General features: G+C 66.5%; 14 protein-coding genes. 9 read left to right on the forward strand and 5 right to left on the reverse strand.

Going from position 1 to position 17,525, the window contains the following annotated elements:
• Nucleotides 1–18 precede the first annotated feature (18 nt).
• On the forward strand, nt 19–2,556 hold the full coding sequence (locus ACSVC7_RS04500; protein ID WP_448203227.1) for a PAS domain-containing hybrid sensor histidine kinase/response regulator: 2,538 nt from the start codon (nt 19–21) through the stop codon (nt 2,554–2,556).
• Nucleotides 2,557–2,800: 244 nt separating this feature from the next.
• Nucleotides 2,801–3,880 carry a recombinase RecA gene (gene recA, locus ACSVC7_RS04505; RefSeq protein ID WP_448203228.1) on the forward strand — a complete coding sequence of 360 codons (1,080 nt, stop codon included), beginning with the start codon at nt 2,801–2,803 and terminating at the stop codon, nt 3,878–3,880.
• A 73-nt stretch (nt 3,881–3,953) separates the two neighbouring features.
• Here the strand turns inward: recA and ACSVC7_RS04510 are convergent, their stop codons facing one another.
• Nucleotides 3,954–4,592, reverse strand: a complete 639-nt coding sequence (locus ACSVC7_RS04510; RefSeq protein ID WP_448203229.1) for a hypothetical protein — start codon at nt 4,590–4,592, stop codon at nt 3,954–3,956.
• 178 nt (nt 4,593–4,770) lie between these two features.
• Nucleotides 4,771–5,625 (reverse strand): transporter, encoded by an 855-nt coding sequence (locus ACSVC7_RS04515; RefSeq protein WP_448203230.1) that lies wholly within the window; start codon nt 5,623–5,625, stop codon nt 4,771–4,773.
• Nucleotides 5,626–6,269: 644 nt separating this feature from the next.
• Between ACSVC7_RS04515 and alaS the strand changes: the two genes are divergently transcribed.
• Complete coding sequence (gene alaS / locus ACSVC7_RS04520; protein ID WP_448203231.1) at nt 6,270–8,951, forward strand: alanine--tRNA ligase; 2,682 nt, start codon at nt 6,270–6,272, stop codon at nt 8,949–8,951.
• A 170-nt stretch (nt 8,952–9,121) separates the two neighbouring features.
• Nucleotides 9,122–9,538, forward strand: a complete 417-nt coding sequence (locus ACSVC7_RS04525) for a bacteriohemerythrin (RefSeq protein ID WP_448203232.1) — start codon at nt 9,122–9,124, stop codon at nt 9,536–9,538.
• Here ACSVC7_RS04525 and ACSVC7_RS04530 read toward each other — a convergent pair.
• Entirely contained in the window at nt 9,501–9,878 is a 378-nt protein-coding gene (locus ACSVC7_RS04530) for an Mpo1-like protein (protein ID WP_448203233.1), read from the reverse strand. The two genes, ACSVC7_RS04525 and ACSVC7_RS04530, sit on opposite strands and share 38 nt — an antisense overlap.
• Before the next feature lie 113 nt (nt 9,879–9,991).
• On the opposite strand from ACSVC7_RS04530, the gene ACSVC7_RS04535 reads away from it, so the two are divergent.
• The 3 genes from ACSVC7_RS04535 to ACSVC7_RS04545 all read left to right on the forward strand — a co-directional run bounded on the left by ACSVC7_RS04535 (nt 9,992) and on the right by ACSVC7_RS04545 (nt 11,914).
• Entirely contained in the window at nt 9,992–10,840 is an 849-nt protein-coding gene (locus ACSVC7_RS04535; RefSeq protein ID WP_448203234.1) for an AAA family ATPase, read from the forward strand.
• A gap of 79 nt (nt 10,841–10,919) precedes the next feature.
• Nucleotides 10,920–11,327 (forward strand): hypothetical protein, encoded by a 408-nt coding sequence (locus tag ACSVC7_RS04540; RefSeq protein WP_448203235.1) that lies wholly within the window; start codon nt 10,920–10,922, stop codon nt 11,325–11,327.
• 89 nt (nt 11,328–11,416) lie between these two features.
• Nucleotides 11,417–11,914: a DUF6803 family protein gene (locus ACSVC7_RS04545; RefSeq protein WP_448203236.1), complete on the forward strand. Its 498-nt coding sequence runs from the start codon at nt 11,417–11,419 to the stop codon at nt 11,912–11,914.
• Between the two features lie 48 nt (nt 11,915–11,962).
• Here the strand turns inward: ACSVC7_RS04545 and ccoG are convergent, their stop codons facing one another.
• Both ccoG and ACSVC7_RS04555 read right to left on the reverse strand, forming a co-directional pair.
• Nucleotides 11,963–13,432, reverse strand: coding sequence for a cytochrome c oxidase accessory protein CcoG (gene ccoG, locus ACSVC7_RS04550; RefSeq protein WP_448203237.1), 1,470 nt, complete (start codon nt 13,430–13,432; stop codon nt 11,963–11,965).
• A gap of 121 nt (nt 13,433–13,553) precedes the next feature.
• Entirely contained in the window at nt 13,554–14,105 is a 552-nt protein-coding gene (locus ACSVC7_RS04555; RefSeq protein ID WP_448203238.1) for an HD domain-containing protein, read from the reverse strand.
• Between the two features lie 70 nt (nt 14,106–14,175).
• On the opposite strand from ACSVC7_RS04555, the gene ACSVC7_RS04560 reads away from it, so the two are divergent.
• The gene (locus ACSVC7_RS04560) at nt 14,176–15,369 is read left to right on the forward strand and encodes a vWA domain-containing protein (RefSeq protein ID WP_448203239.1); all 1,194 of its coding nucleotides are present in this window, start codon (nt 14,176–14,178) and stop codon (nt 15,367–15,369) included.
• Between the two features lie 12 nt (nt 15,370–15,381).
• Nucleotides 15,382–17,295 carry a sensor histidine kinase gene (locus tag ACSVC7_RS04565; protein WP_448203240.1) on the forward strand — a complete coding sequence of 638 codons (1,914 nt, stop codon included), beginning with the start codon at nt 15,382–15,384 and terminating at the stop codon, nt 17,293–17,295.
• Nucleotides 17,296–17,525: the final 230 nt, after the last annotated feature.

Here is a 17,525-nt window from a genome sequence, read left to right on the forward strand (position 1 = left end):
GGCTGATTTGGGGTCTTGGTGGACGACGCAACCTCATCCTTCATCGAAAGCGCCCGCGCCGGCGGCACCGTCGGTGCCGCTGGAATCCTGCCCGGCGGCCGGTCGGGCGGGGCGCTCGCCACGGGCGGGCTGGCGGCGCTTCTCCTCGCCGGGCTGGCCGCCATGGCCGGCGGGCTGGTGCTGCATCAGGAGCCGATGGGCTGGGCCGGCGTGGCGCTGGCCGCAGCCGGCGCGCTGGGGCTGGCGTTCCGGCTGGGCACGGCGCGGCGGCGCCTGTCCCGCGTGGGCGCCCTGCTGGGCGGCGCGCTGGAAGGAGTTCCCGTCGGGCAGATGGTCTGCGACGCCGAGGGGCGCGCGGTCTTCGTGAACAGCGCCTTCCGGTCCCTGACCGGCTGGACCGAGGAGGAGGCCCCGATCCGCGTGCTGGAGCGGCAGTTCGCCGCCGACCCGGACTGCGCGGAGCAGTTCCGCCGCCTGCTCGACCGCTTGCGCGGCGGGGCGGGCGGCATCGTGGAACTGGCCGTGCATGGCGAGGGGCGCGGCACCGAATGGCGGCGCATCCAGGCGCAGCCCATCGACGGGCACCCCGGCGCGGTGCTCTGGCGCGTGGAGGACATCACCGCCCGGCGGGAGCTGGAGCAGGTGATGCTGCGCGAGCAGGCCAAGCTCGCCGACTTCATGGACAACGCGCCGGTCGGTTTCTTCTCGGTCGACCAGGATGGGCACTTCCTGTTCGTGAACGCCACGCTGGCGAAATGGCTGGGCGGCGGGCCGGGCGACCTCGTGGAGGGCGGGCGCCGGCTGCACGAGGTGCTGGCCAACCCGCCGGCCGGTGCCGCGCCTTACGACCTGCTGGAGGGCGGCGGGCTGGAGCAGCGCGGCGACGTGACCATGCGCGGGCTCCAGGGGCGCCGCTTCCAGGCGTCCGTGGCACAGACGGTGGTGGTGGGCGAGGACGGCCGCACGGTGCACACCCGCTCCGTCGTGCGCGACCTGACGCCGGAGCGTGAGTGGCAGGAAGCGCTGCGCCTGTCCCAGCAACGTTTCCAGCGATTCTTCGAGGACGCGCCCATCGGCATCGCGCTGGTGGACGAGGGCGGGCGGCTGGCCGAATGCAACCAGGCATTCCTCACCCTGATCGACAGCCAGGCGGGCAGCGTCATCAACCGGCCCATGGCCGACCTGATCGTGCCGGCCGAGCGCGCCATGGTGACCGAGCGGCTGACCGCCGTGCAGGGCGGCGCCGACCCGGCGGAGCCGCTGGAGGTCCGGCTGTCCGGCGGGCGGGAACTGGTCGCCCAGCTCTACGCGCGCCGGCTCGGCGGGGTGGGGGCGGACGGTGCGTCGGGCCTGATCCTGCACTTCATCGACATGACCGAGCGCAAGGGGCTGGAGGCGCAGTTCGCCCAGTCGCAGAAGATGCAGGCGGTGGGCCAGTTGGCCGGCGGCGTCGCGCACGACTTCAACAACCTGCTGACCGCGATGATCGGCTTCTGCGACCTGCTTCTGCTGAGGCACAAGCCGGGCGACCAGTCCTTCAGCGACATCATGCAGATCAAGCAGAACGCCAACCGCGCGGCGAACCTCGTCCGGCAGCTTCTGGCCTTCTCGCGCCAGCAGACCTTGCAGCCGCGCGTGCTCAGCGTCACCGACGTGCTGGCGGAGCTGGCGAACCTGATGCGGCGCCTGATCGGCGAGAACATCGAGCTGAAGATGCTGCACGGCCGCGACATCGGCAACGTGAAGGTGGACCAGAACCAGCTGGAGCAGGTGATCATCAACCTCGTGGTCAACGCGCGCGACGCCATGGCCGGGGGCGGGCGCCTGACCATCGTGACCTCCAACCACTCCGTGGACCGCCCGCAGCGCCGCGAGCACGAGACCATCCCGCCCGGCGAGTACGTCTCCATCGAGGTCATCGACACCGGCTGCGGCATTCCGAAGGAAAACCTCCAGCGCATCTTCGAGCCCTTCTTCTCGACCAAGGAGGTCGGGTCGGGCACCGGGCTCGGCCTGTCCACGGTCTACGGCATCGTGCGGCAGACCGGCGGCTTCGTTCTCGTCGATTCGGTGGTGGGGGAGGGGACCACCTTCACCATCCTGCTGCCCCGCCACATGGGCGAGGTCAAGCGCCCCGACCAGGGCGAGGCGCGCGAGCGGCGCGGCAGCGACCTGACCGGCTCCGGCACCATCCTGCTGGTGGAGGACGAGGACGCCGTGCGCGTCTTCTCCGCCCGCGCGCTGCGCAACAAGGGCTATCAGGTGCTGGAGGCCAAGAACGGCGAGGCCGCCCTGCAGCAGATCGGCGACGACGGCAGCGGCATCGACCTGCTGATCACCGACGTGGTGATGCCGCAGATGGACGGCCCGACGCTTGCCCGCCACGTCCGCCAGAAACTGCCCGACATGAAGGTGATCTTCATTTCCGGCTACGCCGAGGACCGCCTGGGCGACATCGACGGGGTGGAGGTCGCCCACTTCCTTCCCAAGCCCTTCTCGCTGAAGCAGCTCGCCTCCAAGGTGAAGGAGGTCATCCGGGAGGGGAAGGCGTCGTAGGGCGGGAGAAGGGGGGGCGGGAGAACGACGGTCGCCGGGCTTTCCCCCTTGCCCGGTCCGTCCATCGTCACCATACCAAGGGTCCCCCACCAAGAGTCCCCCTGTGGCGTTCGAGCAAGGGACGAAGGCAGAGCGAGAGTGAGAACGTTTCGCGAACTTTTGCCTTTGCCGGCAGGAACAAAACTGGTACGATGTGCCCCGTTGCAAGACCTTTGACCGTGTGGTCTAACAAGGGGAGACGGGCATGTCGTCCGCACAGCTTCGTTTGGTCGAGAAGGATTCCATGGATAAGCAAAAGGCCCTGGATGCCGCGCTGGCGCAGATCGAGCGCGCCTTTGGCAAGGGCTCGATCATGAAGCTCGGCGCCCGCGAGAACACGGTCGAGACGGAGGTCATTTCCACCGGCTCGCTCGGCCTCGACATCGCGCTGGGCATCGGCGGCCTGCCGCGCGGCCGCATCATCGAGATTTACGGGCCGGAAAGCTCGGGCAAGACGACGCTGGCGCTGCACGCCATCGCCCAGGCCCAGAAGAACGGCGGCACCTGCGCCTTCGTGGACGCGGAGCACGCGCTCGACCCGGCCTACGCCCGCAAGCTCGGCGTGAACGTCGACGAGTTGCTGATCTCACAGCCCGACGCCGGCGAGCAGGCGCTGGAAATCGCCGACACGCTGGTGCGCTCCGGCGCGGTGGACGTGCTGGTGGTCGACTCGGTCGCCGCGCTGGTGCCGCGCGCCGAACTGGAAGGCGAGATGGGCGACAGCCACGTCGGCCTGCACGCCCGCCTGATGAGCCAGGCGCTGCGCAAGCTGACCGGCTCCATCTCCAAGTCGAACTGTCTGGTCATCTTCATCAACCAGATCCGCCTGAAGATCGGCGTGATGTTCGGCAACCCGGAGACGACGACCGGCGGCAACGCGCTGAAGTTCTACGCCTCCGTCCGCCTGGACATCCGGCGCATCGGCTCCATCAAGGACCGCGAGACGGTGGTGGGCAACCAGACCCGCGTGAAGGTGGTGAAGAACAAGATGGCCCCGCCGTTCCGCGTGGTCGAGTTCGACATCATGTACGGCGAGGGCGTGTCCAAGGTGGGCGAGCTTCTCGACCTCGGCATCCAGGCCGGCGTGGTTGAGAAGTCCGGCGCGTGGTTCAGCTACGACGGCACCCGCATCGGCCAGGGCCGCGAGAACGCCAAGACCTACCTGCGCAACAACCCGGCCACGGCCGACGCCATCGAGGCGAAGATCCGCGGCAACGCCGGCCTCGTCGCCGACGCGATGATGGGCACCCCGGAAACCGACGGCGACGCCGCCACGCCGGAATAAGGCGCGGCAGTCCTGCGCTGACGAAAAAGCCCCTCCCCGGTTTGCCGGGGAGGGGCTTTTTATTGAAGTGACGTCAGAGGCCTATCGTGAGCGCGCCAAAACGCAGTCGGCTGTTCAACAGATAATCAAAGATGTGTTTCTCGTCCTCGGCAATTTTATCCCGGCACTCCTGATAGCATTTCGCGGCGTCCGACTTCTTTATCTCGGAGGATGTGGCGTGAGGGTTTGATGTGACCTTCCGCAGGCAGAAGCGTTTGGCGGTCAAATGGTCTTCTCTCTCCGGCCTGAGGTCATGCTTGCCGGCTGTGTAATACATCATAATTCCTTCAAAATTGAAATGAGATCGGAATAAATCGCTCCCAGATTGAGAAAACTGCAGCATAACGTCGCCGACAATCTCGCTGTTCATGCTCTCTTTCCGGCCTCTCCTGATGCGCTCGCTCTTCAGTCCAATCATTTGCAGGCTATCGAGTCCCTTATGAAAATTCACAACGCCTTTGTGGTAATGTGACACTGAAACGCTATCAAACAATATTGTGAATTCGGCATGGCTGTTCGGGATTTTGCCTCTGTAAATCGACAGCAGAGACTTTCTTATGTTCAAGTCATCCTCATCAATATAATACATATTGTATACGCCAAAATATTTTTCCGAAGCCTCTTTCAGTTCATCTTCTGAGTATGGCCTGCAAACAAAAAACATTCTTTTCATACCGGCCTCCAGGCAATGTCTTTTTGATTAAGGCGGACGGCTTGCAGGCTGGTCGATGCGCCTTATTGTCGCTCCGGTGTGGTGCTCGACCGACGAAAAAAGCCCTTCTCCGGCGGAGAAGGGCTTTCCTTGCGGAGGAGGTGGAGGGATGGCTCCGCCTTCCGAAATGGATGTCCGCTTAGAACGGAAGGATCAGGCGGCCCCAGGCGCGGGTGTCGTCGCCGCCGTAGTTGTTCTCGTGGACCGTGCGGGTCAGGTAGCCCTGCAGGATCACCTTGTCGAAGTTGTAGCCGACCAGGGCGCCCAGCGCGACCTGCTCCTGCTTCTTATAGTTCGACGTCGGCTTGTTCACGTCCCAGGACGCGAAGCCGACCGGGCCGACCGTCCACTTGCCGAAATTCTTCGTCGCGGTCACGTCGAGGTTCACGAAATCGGGGTTGGTCGTCCGCGACACCGAGCGGGTGTTGATGCCGTAGATGGTGTTGGCGGTCAGGTTCCAGTCGTCGGCGGTGTAGCTGATGCCCAGCCGCTGGTTGATGGACGTCGTGTCGAAGCCCAGCTTGTTGCCCACCGGCAGGTAGACGCCCAGCAGGTAGCTGACGCCCAGGCCGTTGCCCAGATCCCAGGCCAGCTGGCCGGCCAGGAACGGGTTGTAGATGCCGCTGGTGTAATTGCTGTCCTGGACGCCGACCGCAAGCGCCGGCAGGGCGGCCAGAAGCTGCACGCGCGCACCCAGCACCTTCGCGGGCGTCGCCCAGGCCACCACCGGGATGTTCACGGCCAGCGTCGTGTCGGGCGCGCCGTTCTGCCCCTCGCGAACGCCCCAGTCGAACGTATCGACGAAATAGACGCCTTCCGGCAGCGGCGCGCCAACGGCCAAGCCGACGGTCTCACCCGGCTGGGTGACCGAGCCGGCCAGCGTCGGGGTCGACGTGGTGCAAAGCGCCGCCACGCAGGCCGCCGCGGCGATGCCGCCTTTCATGGCCAGCGAGCCGATGGATTTACGCAGCTTGGAGCCAAAAATATTCAGCATCGTATTCGCTCTTTCCTTATGGAGTGCCGTCCCCGCAAGTCCCGGAGCATCCTTCGACGCCAGGGAGCCCAGTACAGGGAGGCCGACGACAAGAGCCGATCCGGCGTCTCGATACGCGGCGAACTAATACGATCGATCGGGTGCTGGGCGGCAATAATACTTTCGTGCGCAAATTGACGGATATTCAAAAATCGTCATGCTGCAATTGCGAAATTTCAGCGGTGCCGTGCCGGTTGCGACGGTGTTGTTTGCCGATTGATCATGTCCCATATAGACAAAAGTACAAAGTGCATCATATTGGAATAAATAGGTCTTTTATAAAAACCCGAGGAAACTGTATATGTGTGTTATACGGAAGAACCATGCGACCGATTCGGTCGGCTAAGCTGCTGATGTTGATGATTGTGCAGCGCAAAAATCTTTCGAGTGTGGAAATAGTTCTTTCGTTTGAATAGTTCTTAAGGAGGATGCCGCTGTCGGGCGTTCTGCGGTCGTTCTCGCCGGGAAGCCGTATTCCGCCCAGCGCCGGCGCGGCCGGACGCCGCGTCGCCGTTCTGTGGACAGCCAGCCTAAGTCACGCTAAAAGCACGGTTCGGCCATGAGAGGGCCGCGCCGACTACCGTAGCCGGAGCCTGGACATTCCTATGCAGACCGCCAACGACATCCGCCGTACGTTCCTGGACTATTTCGCGAAGAACGGTCACCAGATCGTGGAGTCGTCGCCGCTGGTTCCGCGCAACGACCCGACGCTGATGTTCACGAACGCCGGCATGGTGCAGTTCAAGAACGTCTTCACCGGTGCGGAGCAGCGGCCCTACAAGCGCGCGACCACCTCGCAGAAGTGCGTTCGCGCGGGCGGCAAGCACAACGATCTGGACAACGTCGGCTACACGGCGCGCCACCACACCTTCTTCGAGATGCTGGGGAACTTCTCCTTCGGCGACTATTTCAAGGACGACGCCATCGCGTTCGCCTGGAACCTCGTCACGAAGGAGTTCGGTCTGCCGGCGGACAAGCTGCTGGTCACCGTCCACACCTCGGATGAGGAAGCGGCGGGCATCTGGCGCAAGGTCGCCGGCCTGTCGGACGACAAGATCATCCGCATCCCGACCGACGACAATTTCTGGCGCATGGGCGACACGGGTCCCTGCGGTCCGTGCTCGGAGATCTTCTACGACCACGGCCCGCACATCGCCGGCGGTCCTCCGGGCTCGCCCGACGAGGACGGCGACCGCTTCATCGAGATCTGGAACCTCGTGTTCATGCAGTATGAGCAGCGGGGGCCGGACGACCTGATCGCGCTGCCCAAGCCGTCCATCGACACCGGCATGGGGCTGGAGCGTCTGGCCGCCGTGCTGCAGGGCAAGCACGACAACTACGACATCGACCTGATGCGCGCGCTGATCGTGGCCTCGGCCGAGGCGACGAAGACCGCGCCGGACGGCGCGCACGCCGTGTCGCACCGGGTCATCGCCGACCATCTGCGCTCCTGCTCCTTCCTGATCGCCGACGGCGTCCTGCCGTCGAACGAGGGCCGCGGCTACGTGCTGCGCCGCATCATGCGCCGCGCCATGCGTCACGCCCACATGATCGGCGCGCGCGACCCGCTGATGCACCGCCTCGTCCCGGCGCTGATCCAGCAGATGGGCGACGCCTATCCGGAGCTGAACCGCGCCCGCGCCCTGATCGTCGAGACGCTGAAGCTGGAGGAAACCCGCTTCAAGCAGACGCTGGAGCGCGGCCTGCGCCTGCTGGAGGACGAGGTCGGCCGCCTGGGCGAGGGCCAGCCCCTGCCGGGCGACGTGGCCTTCAAGCTGTACGACACCTACGGCTTCCCGCTGGACCTGACCCAGGACGTGCTGCGCACCCAGGGCCGCCCGGTGGATGAGGACGGCTTCAAGGCCGCCATGGACGAGCAGCGCCGCAAGGCCCGCGAGTCCTGGGCCGGCTCGGGCGAGGCCGCGACCGAGACGCTGTGGTACGAGCTGAAGGACGAACTCGGCGCGACCGAGTTCTTCGGCTACGACACCGAAGTCGCCGAGGGCAAGGTGACCGCCATCGTCAAGGGCGGCGCCCGCGTGGAGCAGGCCGGCCTGGGCGAAGAGGTCATGGTCATCGTGAACCAGACCCCGTTCTACGGCGAGTCGGGCGGTCAGGTCGGCGATGCCGGTGTGATCTTCTCCGCCGAGGGCACGGAGGTCGCGATCAGCGACACCCAGAAGAAGCTGGGCGCGGTCTGGGCGCACATCGGTACGGTCACCAAGGGCACGCTGAAGGTCGGCGACGTGGTCGAACTGCGCGTGGACACGGAGCGCCGCGCGGCCATCCGCGCCAACCACTCCGCCACCCACCTGCTGCACGAGGCGCTGCGCCACCGTCTGGGCGAGCATGTCACGCAGAAGGGCTCGCTGGTCTCGTCGGAGCGCCTGCGCTTCGACATCAGCCAGCCGACGGGCCTGAGCCAGGACGACATCGCCGCGGTGGAGGACGAGGTCAATCGCCGCATCCTCTCCAACAGCGAGGTCATCACCCGCCTGATGTCCCCGGACGAGGCCCGTGGCGCCGGCGCCATGGCCCTGTTCGGCGAGAAGTACGGCGACGAGGTCCGCGTGGTCTCCATGGGCGGCCCGCACGGCGAGCTTGACCGCGATTACTCCATCGAGCTGTGCGGCGGCACCCACGTCCGCCGCACCGGCGACATCGGCCTGTTCAAGATCGTCGCCGAAGGCGCGGTCGCGGCCGGCGTCCGCCGCATCGAAGCCCTGACCGGCACCGGCGCCAAGGCGTGGCTGTCGGAACGCGACCACCTGCTGTCCGAAGCGGCCTCCGTCCTCAAGGTCCGTCCGGAAGAGGTCCCGACCCGTCTTGCCTCGCTGGTCGAGGAGCGCAAGAAGATGGAACGCGAATTGGCCGAACTGCGTCGCCAGGTCGCCCTTTCTGGTGGTTTGGGGGGCGGCGGCGCCAAGGCCGACGGCGGCTCCGAGGCCAAGGACGTCGGCGGTGTGAAGTTCGCCGCGCGCGTCGTGGACGGCCTTCCGGCCAAGGATCTGAAGCCGATGGCCGACGAGTTGAAGAAGCAGGTCGGTTCCGGCGTGGTGGTCCTGATCGCCTCCAACGAGGGCAAGGCGTCCATCGTCGTGGGCGTCACCGACGACCTGACCGGCAAGATCAGCGCCGTCGATCTGGTCCGCGTCGGTGCGGAGGCGCTGGGCGGCAAGGGCGGCGGCGGTCGCCCGGACATGGCCCAGGCCGGCGGCCCGGACGCCTCGCTGGCCCCTGCGGCGGTCGAGGCCATCGAAAAGGCGGTCGCGGCCAAGGCGGCGTAACCGTCTGGTTTTCCGACGAAAAGCCCCTCTTCCCCAGGGAAGGGGGGCTTTTCTTTTGGCGTTCCGCTGCTACTCCGTGTCGCAACCTGTTGCGGCTGCAACCGCTTGTGCGTCCCGGCTTCGGACATTTACTTTCCCGGTGGAGGAAATGCCCGTCCAAGGAGCGCGCAATGCCGCACATCGTTTGGCGGAGCAGGATGAGCGTCGGGATTGAGCGGATCGACGAAGATCACAAACAACTGATTCGCCTGCTGAACGACCTGGATCTCGCGATCAACCAGACCAGCTTCGACCCGAAGCTGGCGGCTCAAACCCTGCTGCGATTGTTCGAGTACACGAAAAACCATTTCGACCGCGAGGAAATGCTGATGCGCGCGGTCGAGTTTCCGGGCTTTCCAGAACACAAGAGGATGCACGACAGCGCCAAGAAAACGTTGCAGGACGTCAGTTCTGATTTCATGGAGCATCCCTCGAAGGCGGCGGCGGAGCGCATCTATTCCTTCACCGCCGACTGGCTGGTGCATCACATCCTGATCGAGGACATGAAGCTCATGCCCTGTATCGTTGGGGCGTCCGCCGTGGCTTAATCGACCGTAGATGGATGTCTGGTCGGTCGGGAATGCCATAGCGCCGGTACTCCAGCGCCAGCCGCCCGGTCAGCGCCAACCCCAGCAGGCGGTAGTCCGCCAGCAGGGAAGAGAAGGGCGCCTCCAGCGTCTTCGGATTGTTCCGTTCGACGAGGAAATGGCCCAGCCACGCGAATCCGTAGCCGGCCAGCGGGGCCGCCAGCAGCGCGCGCCGGTCGCGGCGCATGATGCCCGCCGCCAGCAGCGCGGTCGCCGCCAGCGTGCCGGTGACGTGCAGCGCGCGGTTCACCGGGTCCCGGTGCTGTTCCAGATAGTCGGGCCAGAAGTTCCGGTCGGTCATGGCGCGCCTCCTGCTTCCGGGAACGCGGCATCGTCCTTTGCGGTTCCAAAAGGGTTGCGTTGAGGCCCCCGATTCCGGAAGCTGCGGGCCGCCAATCGTGAGGGACGGGGACCATGCGCTTTACCGGCACCGACTCGTACGTCGCCACCGAGGATCTGATGGTGGCCGTCAACGCCGCCATCACCCTGCAACGCCCGCTGTTGGTGAAGGGCGAGCCCGGCACCGGAAAGACCGTGCTGGCGCAGGAGATCGCCCGCGCGCTGAACAAACCGCTGCTCGCCTGGCACATCAAATCCACGACCAAGGCGCAGCAGGGCCTGTACGAATACGACGCGGTCAGCCGCCTGCGCGACAGCCAGCTCGGCGAGGAGCGGGTGCACGACATCGGCAACTACATCGTGCGAGGCAAGCTCTGGGAAGCCTTCGAGGCGCCGGAGGCCCCCGTCCTGCTGATCGACGAGATCGACAAGGCCGACATCGAGTTCCCCAACGACCTGCTGCTCGAACTCGACCGCATGGAGTTCCACGTCTACGAGACGCGCCAGACCGTCAAGGCGGCGCAGCGCCCAATCGTCATCATCACCTCCAACAACGAGAAGGAACTGCCGGACGCCTTCCTGCGCCGCTGCTTCTTCCACTACATCCGCTTCCCCGACCGCGACACCATGGAGCGGATCGTGGACGTCCACTACCCCGGCCTGAAGCGGGACCTCCTGCGCGAGGCGATGTCGCTGTTCTACAGCCTGCGCGACGTGCCGGGCCTGAAGAAGAAGCCGTCCACGTCGGAACTTCTGGACTGGATCAAGCTGCTGATGGTCGAGGACGTGGACCCCGAGACGCTCCGCGCCAAGGACGCCCGCACCCTGATCCCGCCGCTCTGCGGCGCCCTGTTGAAGAACGAGCAGGACGTGCACCTGCTGGAACGTCTGGCCTTCCTGGCGAAGCGGGAAGGGCGGTCGTAGAATTGATGAACATCATGGCGGTGTGCGCGCGATGGGGGTATCGTGTGCCCCGTCGCATCGCCTCGATTAAGGTGCCCTTGTGAGCCGTCTGGTTTCCCTTCTCGCGCTTTTGGTTCTGGCCGCCGGGCTTCTTGCCGGCGGTGCGGTGCCGGTGCGTGCGGCGGCGGGGCACCATCACCACGCGACTCATGATTTGGCCGGTGATTTGGCCGGGGCCGAGGCTCCGCCGTCCTGCGATGAGGCGGCGGTTCAGAACGACGCCGCACCTTGCGAGAATCATCACTCCTCCGATCCCGCGGCGCCGGGCAAGGCCCACGCCCATGGGGCGGCCGGGTGCGTCTGCCTGACCGGGGCCTGCGACCTGACCGGCCTGCCGGTCCGCTTGGGCCAGCCCTTCGCCCACCGTCTGTCGGTTGCCCTGCCGACTGGCGAGGCGTCGCCCGACGCCATCGTCCACGCGCCGCCTCTGCCACCTCCGCGCGTCTGACTCCCGCACCGTTCCGTCATCTTTTTCCCTGACACGGGCCGCGCCGCCTTGCGCGCTGGCGCGCCCACCGAACACGCGCGAGTCACATCATGAACATGACCCACTACATGGAACTGCTGGCCGTCAACCAGCCCTGGAACCTGCTGCTTTTCATGGCGGTCCCCGTCGTCCTGGCGGAGACCGTCGCGATCAGCGAGCTGTATCTGCTCTACACCCGCAACTACGACAGCATGACCCGTGTGCTGAACCGCTGGGCCGGCATCGTCGTCGGCGTCTATTTCACGGGCGTCTTCGTCTATCTGATGCAGAACGCCGTCATCCCGCTGACCACCGGGGCCGGCTGGCGCGGGCCGGCGGACATGCTGGCGGTCGGCTTCTATCTGGCGGGCATCGTGCCGCTGGGCGGCATCGCGCTGGTGGACCTGGGCGTGATCGCGAAGAACCGCGACGAGCACAGCCGCATGGCGATCCACGCGGGTCTGGTCGGCCTGTTCCTGATCGTGGCGCACATCGCCATGATCTTCGGCATGCTGGACCCGACCATCCTGACCGGCGCTGCCGCTCCGATGGACGCCCACATGCATTGATGCGAAAAGCCCCTCTCCCAGCGAGGTTGGGAGAGGGGCTTTTGCTGGCTACGGCGCCATGAACACGCTTCGGTGCCGCCCGACCTCACCCGAACCGGCATCCTGTGCCAGCACGGTCACGTCGGTGGAGCCGGAAGCGGCGGCTCCCTTCGGCACGCGGACGAAGATGCGGTAGGTGGCGACCGAGTCCGGTTCCGCCCCCAGCGTCAGCGCCGGGCCGGATTGCCCGTCCACGCTGGCGACGGACAGCTCCGCGTCCTTCAGCCCTTCCACGGAAACGCGGTAGCTGCGCGCTCCGTGCGTCTTGTTGAGGATCTTGATCGTGTAGGCGTTCTGCACGTCGCCGTTGGACAGGGAGACGAACAGCGGCGCCCGGTCGCGCAGCACGCTCACGTCCAGGCTCGGCCGCATGGCCAGAGAACCAGCCATGATTGCGCCCACGATCAGGATGATCAGCGCGTAGATGACCGTGCGCGGGCGGAGCAGGCGCACCGGCGCCGCCTCGCCCTCCGCCTTGGCGACCTGGTTGGATCGGGTGTCGAACAGGATCAGGTCGCTGGGGCGGCCGATCTGGGCCATCACCTCGTTGCAGGCGTCCACGCAGAGGCCGCAGCCGATGCAGGAGATCTGCTGGCCCTTGCGGATGTCGGTGCCGGTCGGGCAGACGTGGACGCACAGCTTGCAGTCCACGCAGTCGCCCAGGCCATGGGCCTGCCGCTCCTCCCAGCTCTGCGACTTGCGCAGCGGCGCCCGGCCTTCGCCGCGCCAGTCCTGGTAGGTGACGATGTAGGTGTCCTCGTCCACCATGGCCGCCTGGAAGCTGCGCCAGGGGCAGACGTAGATGCAGATCTGCTCCCGCGCCCAGCCGGCGAAGAAGTAGGTCGTGCCGGCGAACAGCCCGGCGAAAGCCAGCACCGTCCACGACACCTCGCCCGTCACGATCTCCCGCAGCAGGGTCGGCGCATCGTTGAAGTAGAAGATCCAGGCCCCGCCGGTGACCACGCTGATCAACACCCAGATCGCGTGCTTGGACGCTTTCAGCGCCAGCTTGTGCGCGGTCATGGGGGCCTTGTCCAGGCGGATGCGTTCGGTGCGCGGGCCTTCCAGCTTGCGCTCCACCCACAGGAACAGGTCGGTCCAGACGGTCTGCGGGCAGGCGTAGCCGCACCAGACGCGCCCGAACAGGGTGGTGGCGAAGAAGATGCCGAAGGCGCCGATGATGAGAAGGCCGGTCAGGTAATAAACCTCCTGCGGCCAGATCTCGATCCAGAAGAAGTAGGCGCGCCGGCCCACCATGTCGACCAGCACGGCCTGATCGGGAATGCCGGGCCCGCGGTCCCAGCGGATCCACGGCGTGACGTAATAGATGCCCAGCAGGATCAACAGGGCCAGCCACTTCAGCCGTCGGAAACGGCCGTGGACGTCGGCGGGATAGACCTTGGGGCGTTGGACGAACCACCGCTGTCCCGGCTCTTCAGCATCGGGGGCAGCGGACGGAGCTTGGGAGGAGAGGGACATGGTCTGAGACCTCGGGCGAGCGACCTTGCGTTATGCGCGGCAGCGAACCGTAGTCCCTCTTTTATAAGACTTCCGTGATGGAGTCACATTGCGGCAAATCAACCGCTTACACGCTTTCCCCTCACACCGTCTCGCCGCGCAGCTCGGCCAGTCCGTCGTGGTAGGCGCGGTCGAACAGCGCCTCCAGCTTCGCGTCGGTGCCGCGCAGGCCCTCGACCACGGCGTAGGCCCATTCGAAATACTCGACCTTGCGGCCCAGCGTCCAATCGGCGGGCGGGCTGTGCGCCATGGAGCGCAGGTTCGACACCTTGTCGGCCAGCTTCACCAGCTTCGCGCGGGGGGAGGCGGTGGGGGCCGTGTCGATTTGCCGCTGCTTGCGCTCCGCCTTGCGCAGGCGCTTGTCGTCGGTGGTCTCCGCCACCACGCCGGCCACCTCCGCGCCGAACAGCCGCTCGATCTCCTCGTAGCTGGCGTCGGTGTCCTCCAGCGTGTCGTGCAGCAGGGCGGCGATCACCACGACGGGGTCCTTGCCCTCCGTGGCCTCGGCGACCAGCAACGCCACCTCCGACAGGTGGTTGACGTAGGGTTCGGCCCGCACGCCCTTGCGGCGCTGGTCGATGTGCTTGTGCGCGGCGAAATCCAGCGCGCGGGCGAAGTCGAGGAGTGCGGTCATGGCGTTCCTGCCGGGTCGGCGCTACGATGGTGTGAGTGCAGGGGCGGGACGGCCCCCAGGGGAAGGCGGCATGTTCACGAGTTTCTTCTTCGAACTGCGCAAGGCGGGCGTACCGGTCTCGCTGAACGAGTACCTGACGCTCATGGAGGCCATGAAGCGCGGCGTCGCCGCCTTCCGCGTCGATGACTTCTATTACCTCAGCCGGGCCTGCCTGGTGAAGGACGAGCGCAACCTGGATCGCTTCGACCGCGTTTTCTCCCAAACCTTCAAGGGCCTGTCGGAGGGGGAGGGCGGCGAGGCCGACGAGATACCGGTCGTCGACATCCCGGAGGAATGGCTGCGCAAGCTGGCCGAACGCTTCCTGACCGACGAGGAAAAGGCGCAGATCCAGGCGCTCGGCGGCTGGGAGAAGCTGATGGAGACGCTGGCCCAGCGTCTCGCGGAGCAGAAAGGCCGGCACCAGGGCGGCTCCAAATGGATCGGCACGGCCGGCACCTCGCCCTTCGGTGCCTACGGCTACAACCCGGAGGGCGTGCGCATCGGCCAGCACGAATCCCGCCAACGCCGTGCCATCAAGGTGTGGGACAAGCGGGAGTTCAAGAACCTGGACGATCAGGTCGAACTGGGAACCCGCAACATCAAGGTGGCATTGCGCCGCCTGCGCAAGTTCGCCCGCACGGGTGCCGCCAGCGAGCTTGACCTGCCCGGCACCATCCGCGCCACGGCCAACAACGCCGGCTGGCTGGACCTGCAGATGGTGGCGGAGCGGCACAACGCTGTGAAGGTGCTGCTGTTCCTGGACGTTGGCGGGTCCATGGACGACCACATCCGCCTCGTCGAGGAGCTGTTCTCCGCCGCCCGCACCGAGTTCAAGCATCTGGAGCACTATTACTTCCACAACTGCGTCTATGAGAGCGTCTGGCGCGACAACCGCCGCCGTCATGACGAGCGCACGCCCACCTGGGACGTGCTGCACACCTACCCGGCGGACTACAAGCTGGTCTTCGTCGGCGACGCGGCCATGAGCCCCTACGAGATCGTCTACGCCGGCGGCGCCGTGGAGCATTGGAACGAGGAACCGGGGCAGGTCTGGCTTCAGCGCATGCTGTCCATCTACAGCAAGGCCGTCTGGCTGAACCCCACGCCGGAGCAATACTGGGGCTACACGGAAAGCACCCGCATCCTGCAACGGCTGATGGGCGGCCGGATGTACCCGCTGACGCTGGAAGGGCTGGACGCCGCCATGCGCGAACTGGTGCGCTGATTGAGCCGCTGCATGACCCGGCTTGCGATGTGGAAGGTGGTGGCCCTGACAGTGCTGCTGGCGCTGGCGATGCTCTGCGGTTCCGTACCGCCCGCGTTGGCGACCGAGTCGGCGAACGGCGGCGGCGTGCTGTTCCTGTCCTCCTTCAGCCCGACCGGCCGCTGGACGGAGATGATGCTGGCCGCGATCAAGCGCGACCTTGGCGACCGCGACGCGTCCATCGAACTCTATGTCGAGTTTCTCGACCGCGCCCGCCTGCCGGACCGGCCGACCGACGAGGCGTGGGCGGCCTTTCTCGCCACCAAATACCGGGGCGTACACCCGCAGGCGATCATTGCGGACGGCGCCCCCGCCATCGCCTTCCTCGCCGAATTCGGCAAGGGCCTGTTCGGCGACGCGCCGGTGGTCGGCATCTTCCCCGACTTCCGGGACTTGGGCGGGGCGGCCAAGGCCGTGACCGTGCCGGTGACCACCGGCCCGCACATCGACCGCACGGTGGCGATGGCGCTGTCCCACTGGCCCATGGCGAAAAAGCTGGTCATCGTGTCCGACGACACCGGCCTGTCCCACCACCTCGCCGGCGTCATCCGGGGCGCGGTGGCGCGACAGCGCGGTCCGGCGGTGGAGCATCTGTCCGGCCTCGGCCTGGACGAATTGGAAAGCCGGCTGGCCGCGTTGCCGCGCGACAGCGTGGTCGTCTACACCCACATGGCGGTGGACAAGGCCGGGCGGCAGCTTCGGCCGGACGAGATGGTGGCGCGGGTCGCGAAGGCCTCCGCAGCACCAGTCTACGTCCTGTTCGAAGGCGACATCGGCAGCGGGGCGGTCGGCGGCGACGTCAACGATTCCCACGTTGCCGGCCACGTCGCGGCCCTGGCGGCGCTGAAGCTGCTGGACGGCGACCTGGCTGGCGCGATGGCCGGCGGAAACCACTACTCCTCCCAGGCCGTGGTGGACTGGCGCCAATTGCGCCGCTGGGACATCGACCCGCGCAGCCTGCCGCCGGAGGTGCAAGTCCGCTTCCGCAAGCGCTCGATCATTGAGGATCACTTCTTCGCGGCGATGGTCGTCTTCGCCTTCATCGGCGTGCTCAGCGCGATGCTGATCCTCATCCTGGGGCTGTTCGTGCAGCGCGGCCGCCACGCCAAGGCCCTGCGCGAAGCCAACAGCCGGCTGGAGGAGCGGGTTGCCGAGCGCACCCGCGACATCGAGCGCGCCCTGCAGGGCGAGCAGGCGGCCCGCCTGCGCCTGCGCACTTTCCTCGACATGGCGACGCACGAGTTCAAGACGCCGCTGGCGGTTATCGACAGTTCCGCCCAGATGCTGGGCCTGCTGGTGGACACGGAGCACGAGGGCGTGGGCAGCCGCCTGTCGCTGATCCGCCGATCCGTCCGCCGCGTCAACGACCTTGTGGAGACCTGCCTCGCCGGGGAGCGCATCGACGAGGAACTGCCGGTCAAGTTCAAGCCCTTCGCCCCGGCGGCTCTGATCCGCACGGTGGTGGAGCGCCAGAGCGGCCACGGCGCCCTCGTCAACGCCGACATCGCCGGCCTGCCGCCCCAGTGCGTCGCCGACCCGGAACTGTTCGGCATCGCGCTCGACGCCCTTCTCGACAACGCCCGCCGTTACGGCCCGCCCGACGAACCCATCGACCTGATCGCCCGCCAGGACGGTCCGGCGCTGGTCGTCCGCGTCTGCGACCGCGGCCCGGGTGTGCCCGAGGAAGAGGCCACGCGCATCTTCGAGAAATACTACCGCGGCACCCACGGCCAGGGCACGCCGGGCACCGGCATCGGCCTGAACCTGGTCAAGACCATCGCGGACCTTCACGGCGGCAGCATCGCCCACCGGCCAAGGGACGGCGGCGGCGCGGTGTTCGTGCTGACCCTGCCGCTGGAGCGGGCAGGGGCGATGGTGGCGTCATGACCGTTTGCCCTCCAGGGCGTGGTAGGGGATGGTTTGGACCAGTGGCCCTCACCGCCGATGGTCCTGGCCACTCTTTCGCCCCACAGATCCGCGACCACTGAGGTTCATGCGGTTTTTGCCGCCCGGGAACGCCGAAGCGCCGGGCGTGGCCGTTTCTGCGGATGGTCTGGTGCTGATTTTGGCGCGCCATTTCGGCTTGCGGTTCGCTCCGCACGAAGGAGCAAAAAACG

Source organism: Azospirillum mesophilum (assembly GCF_053470405.2).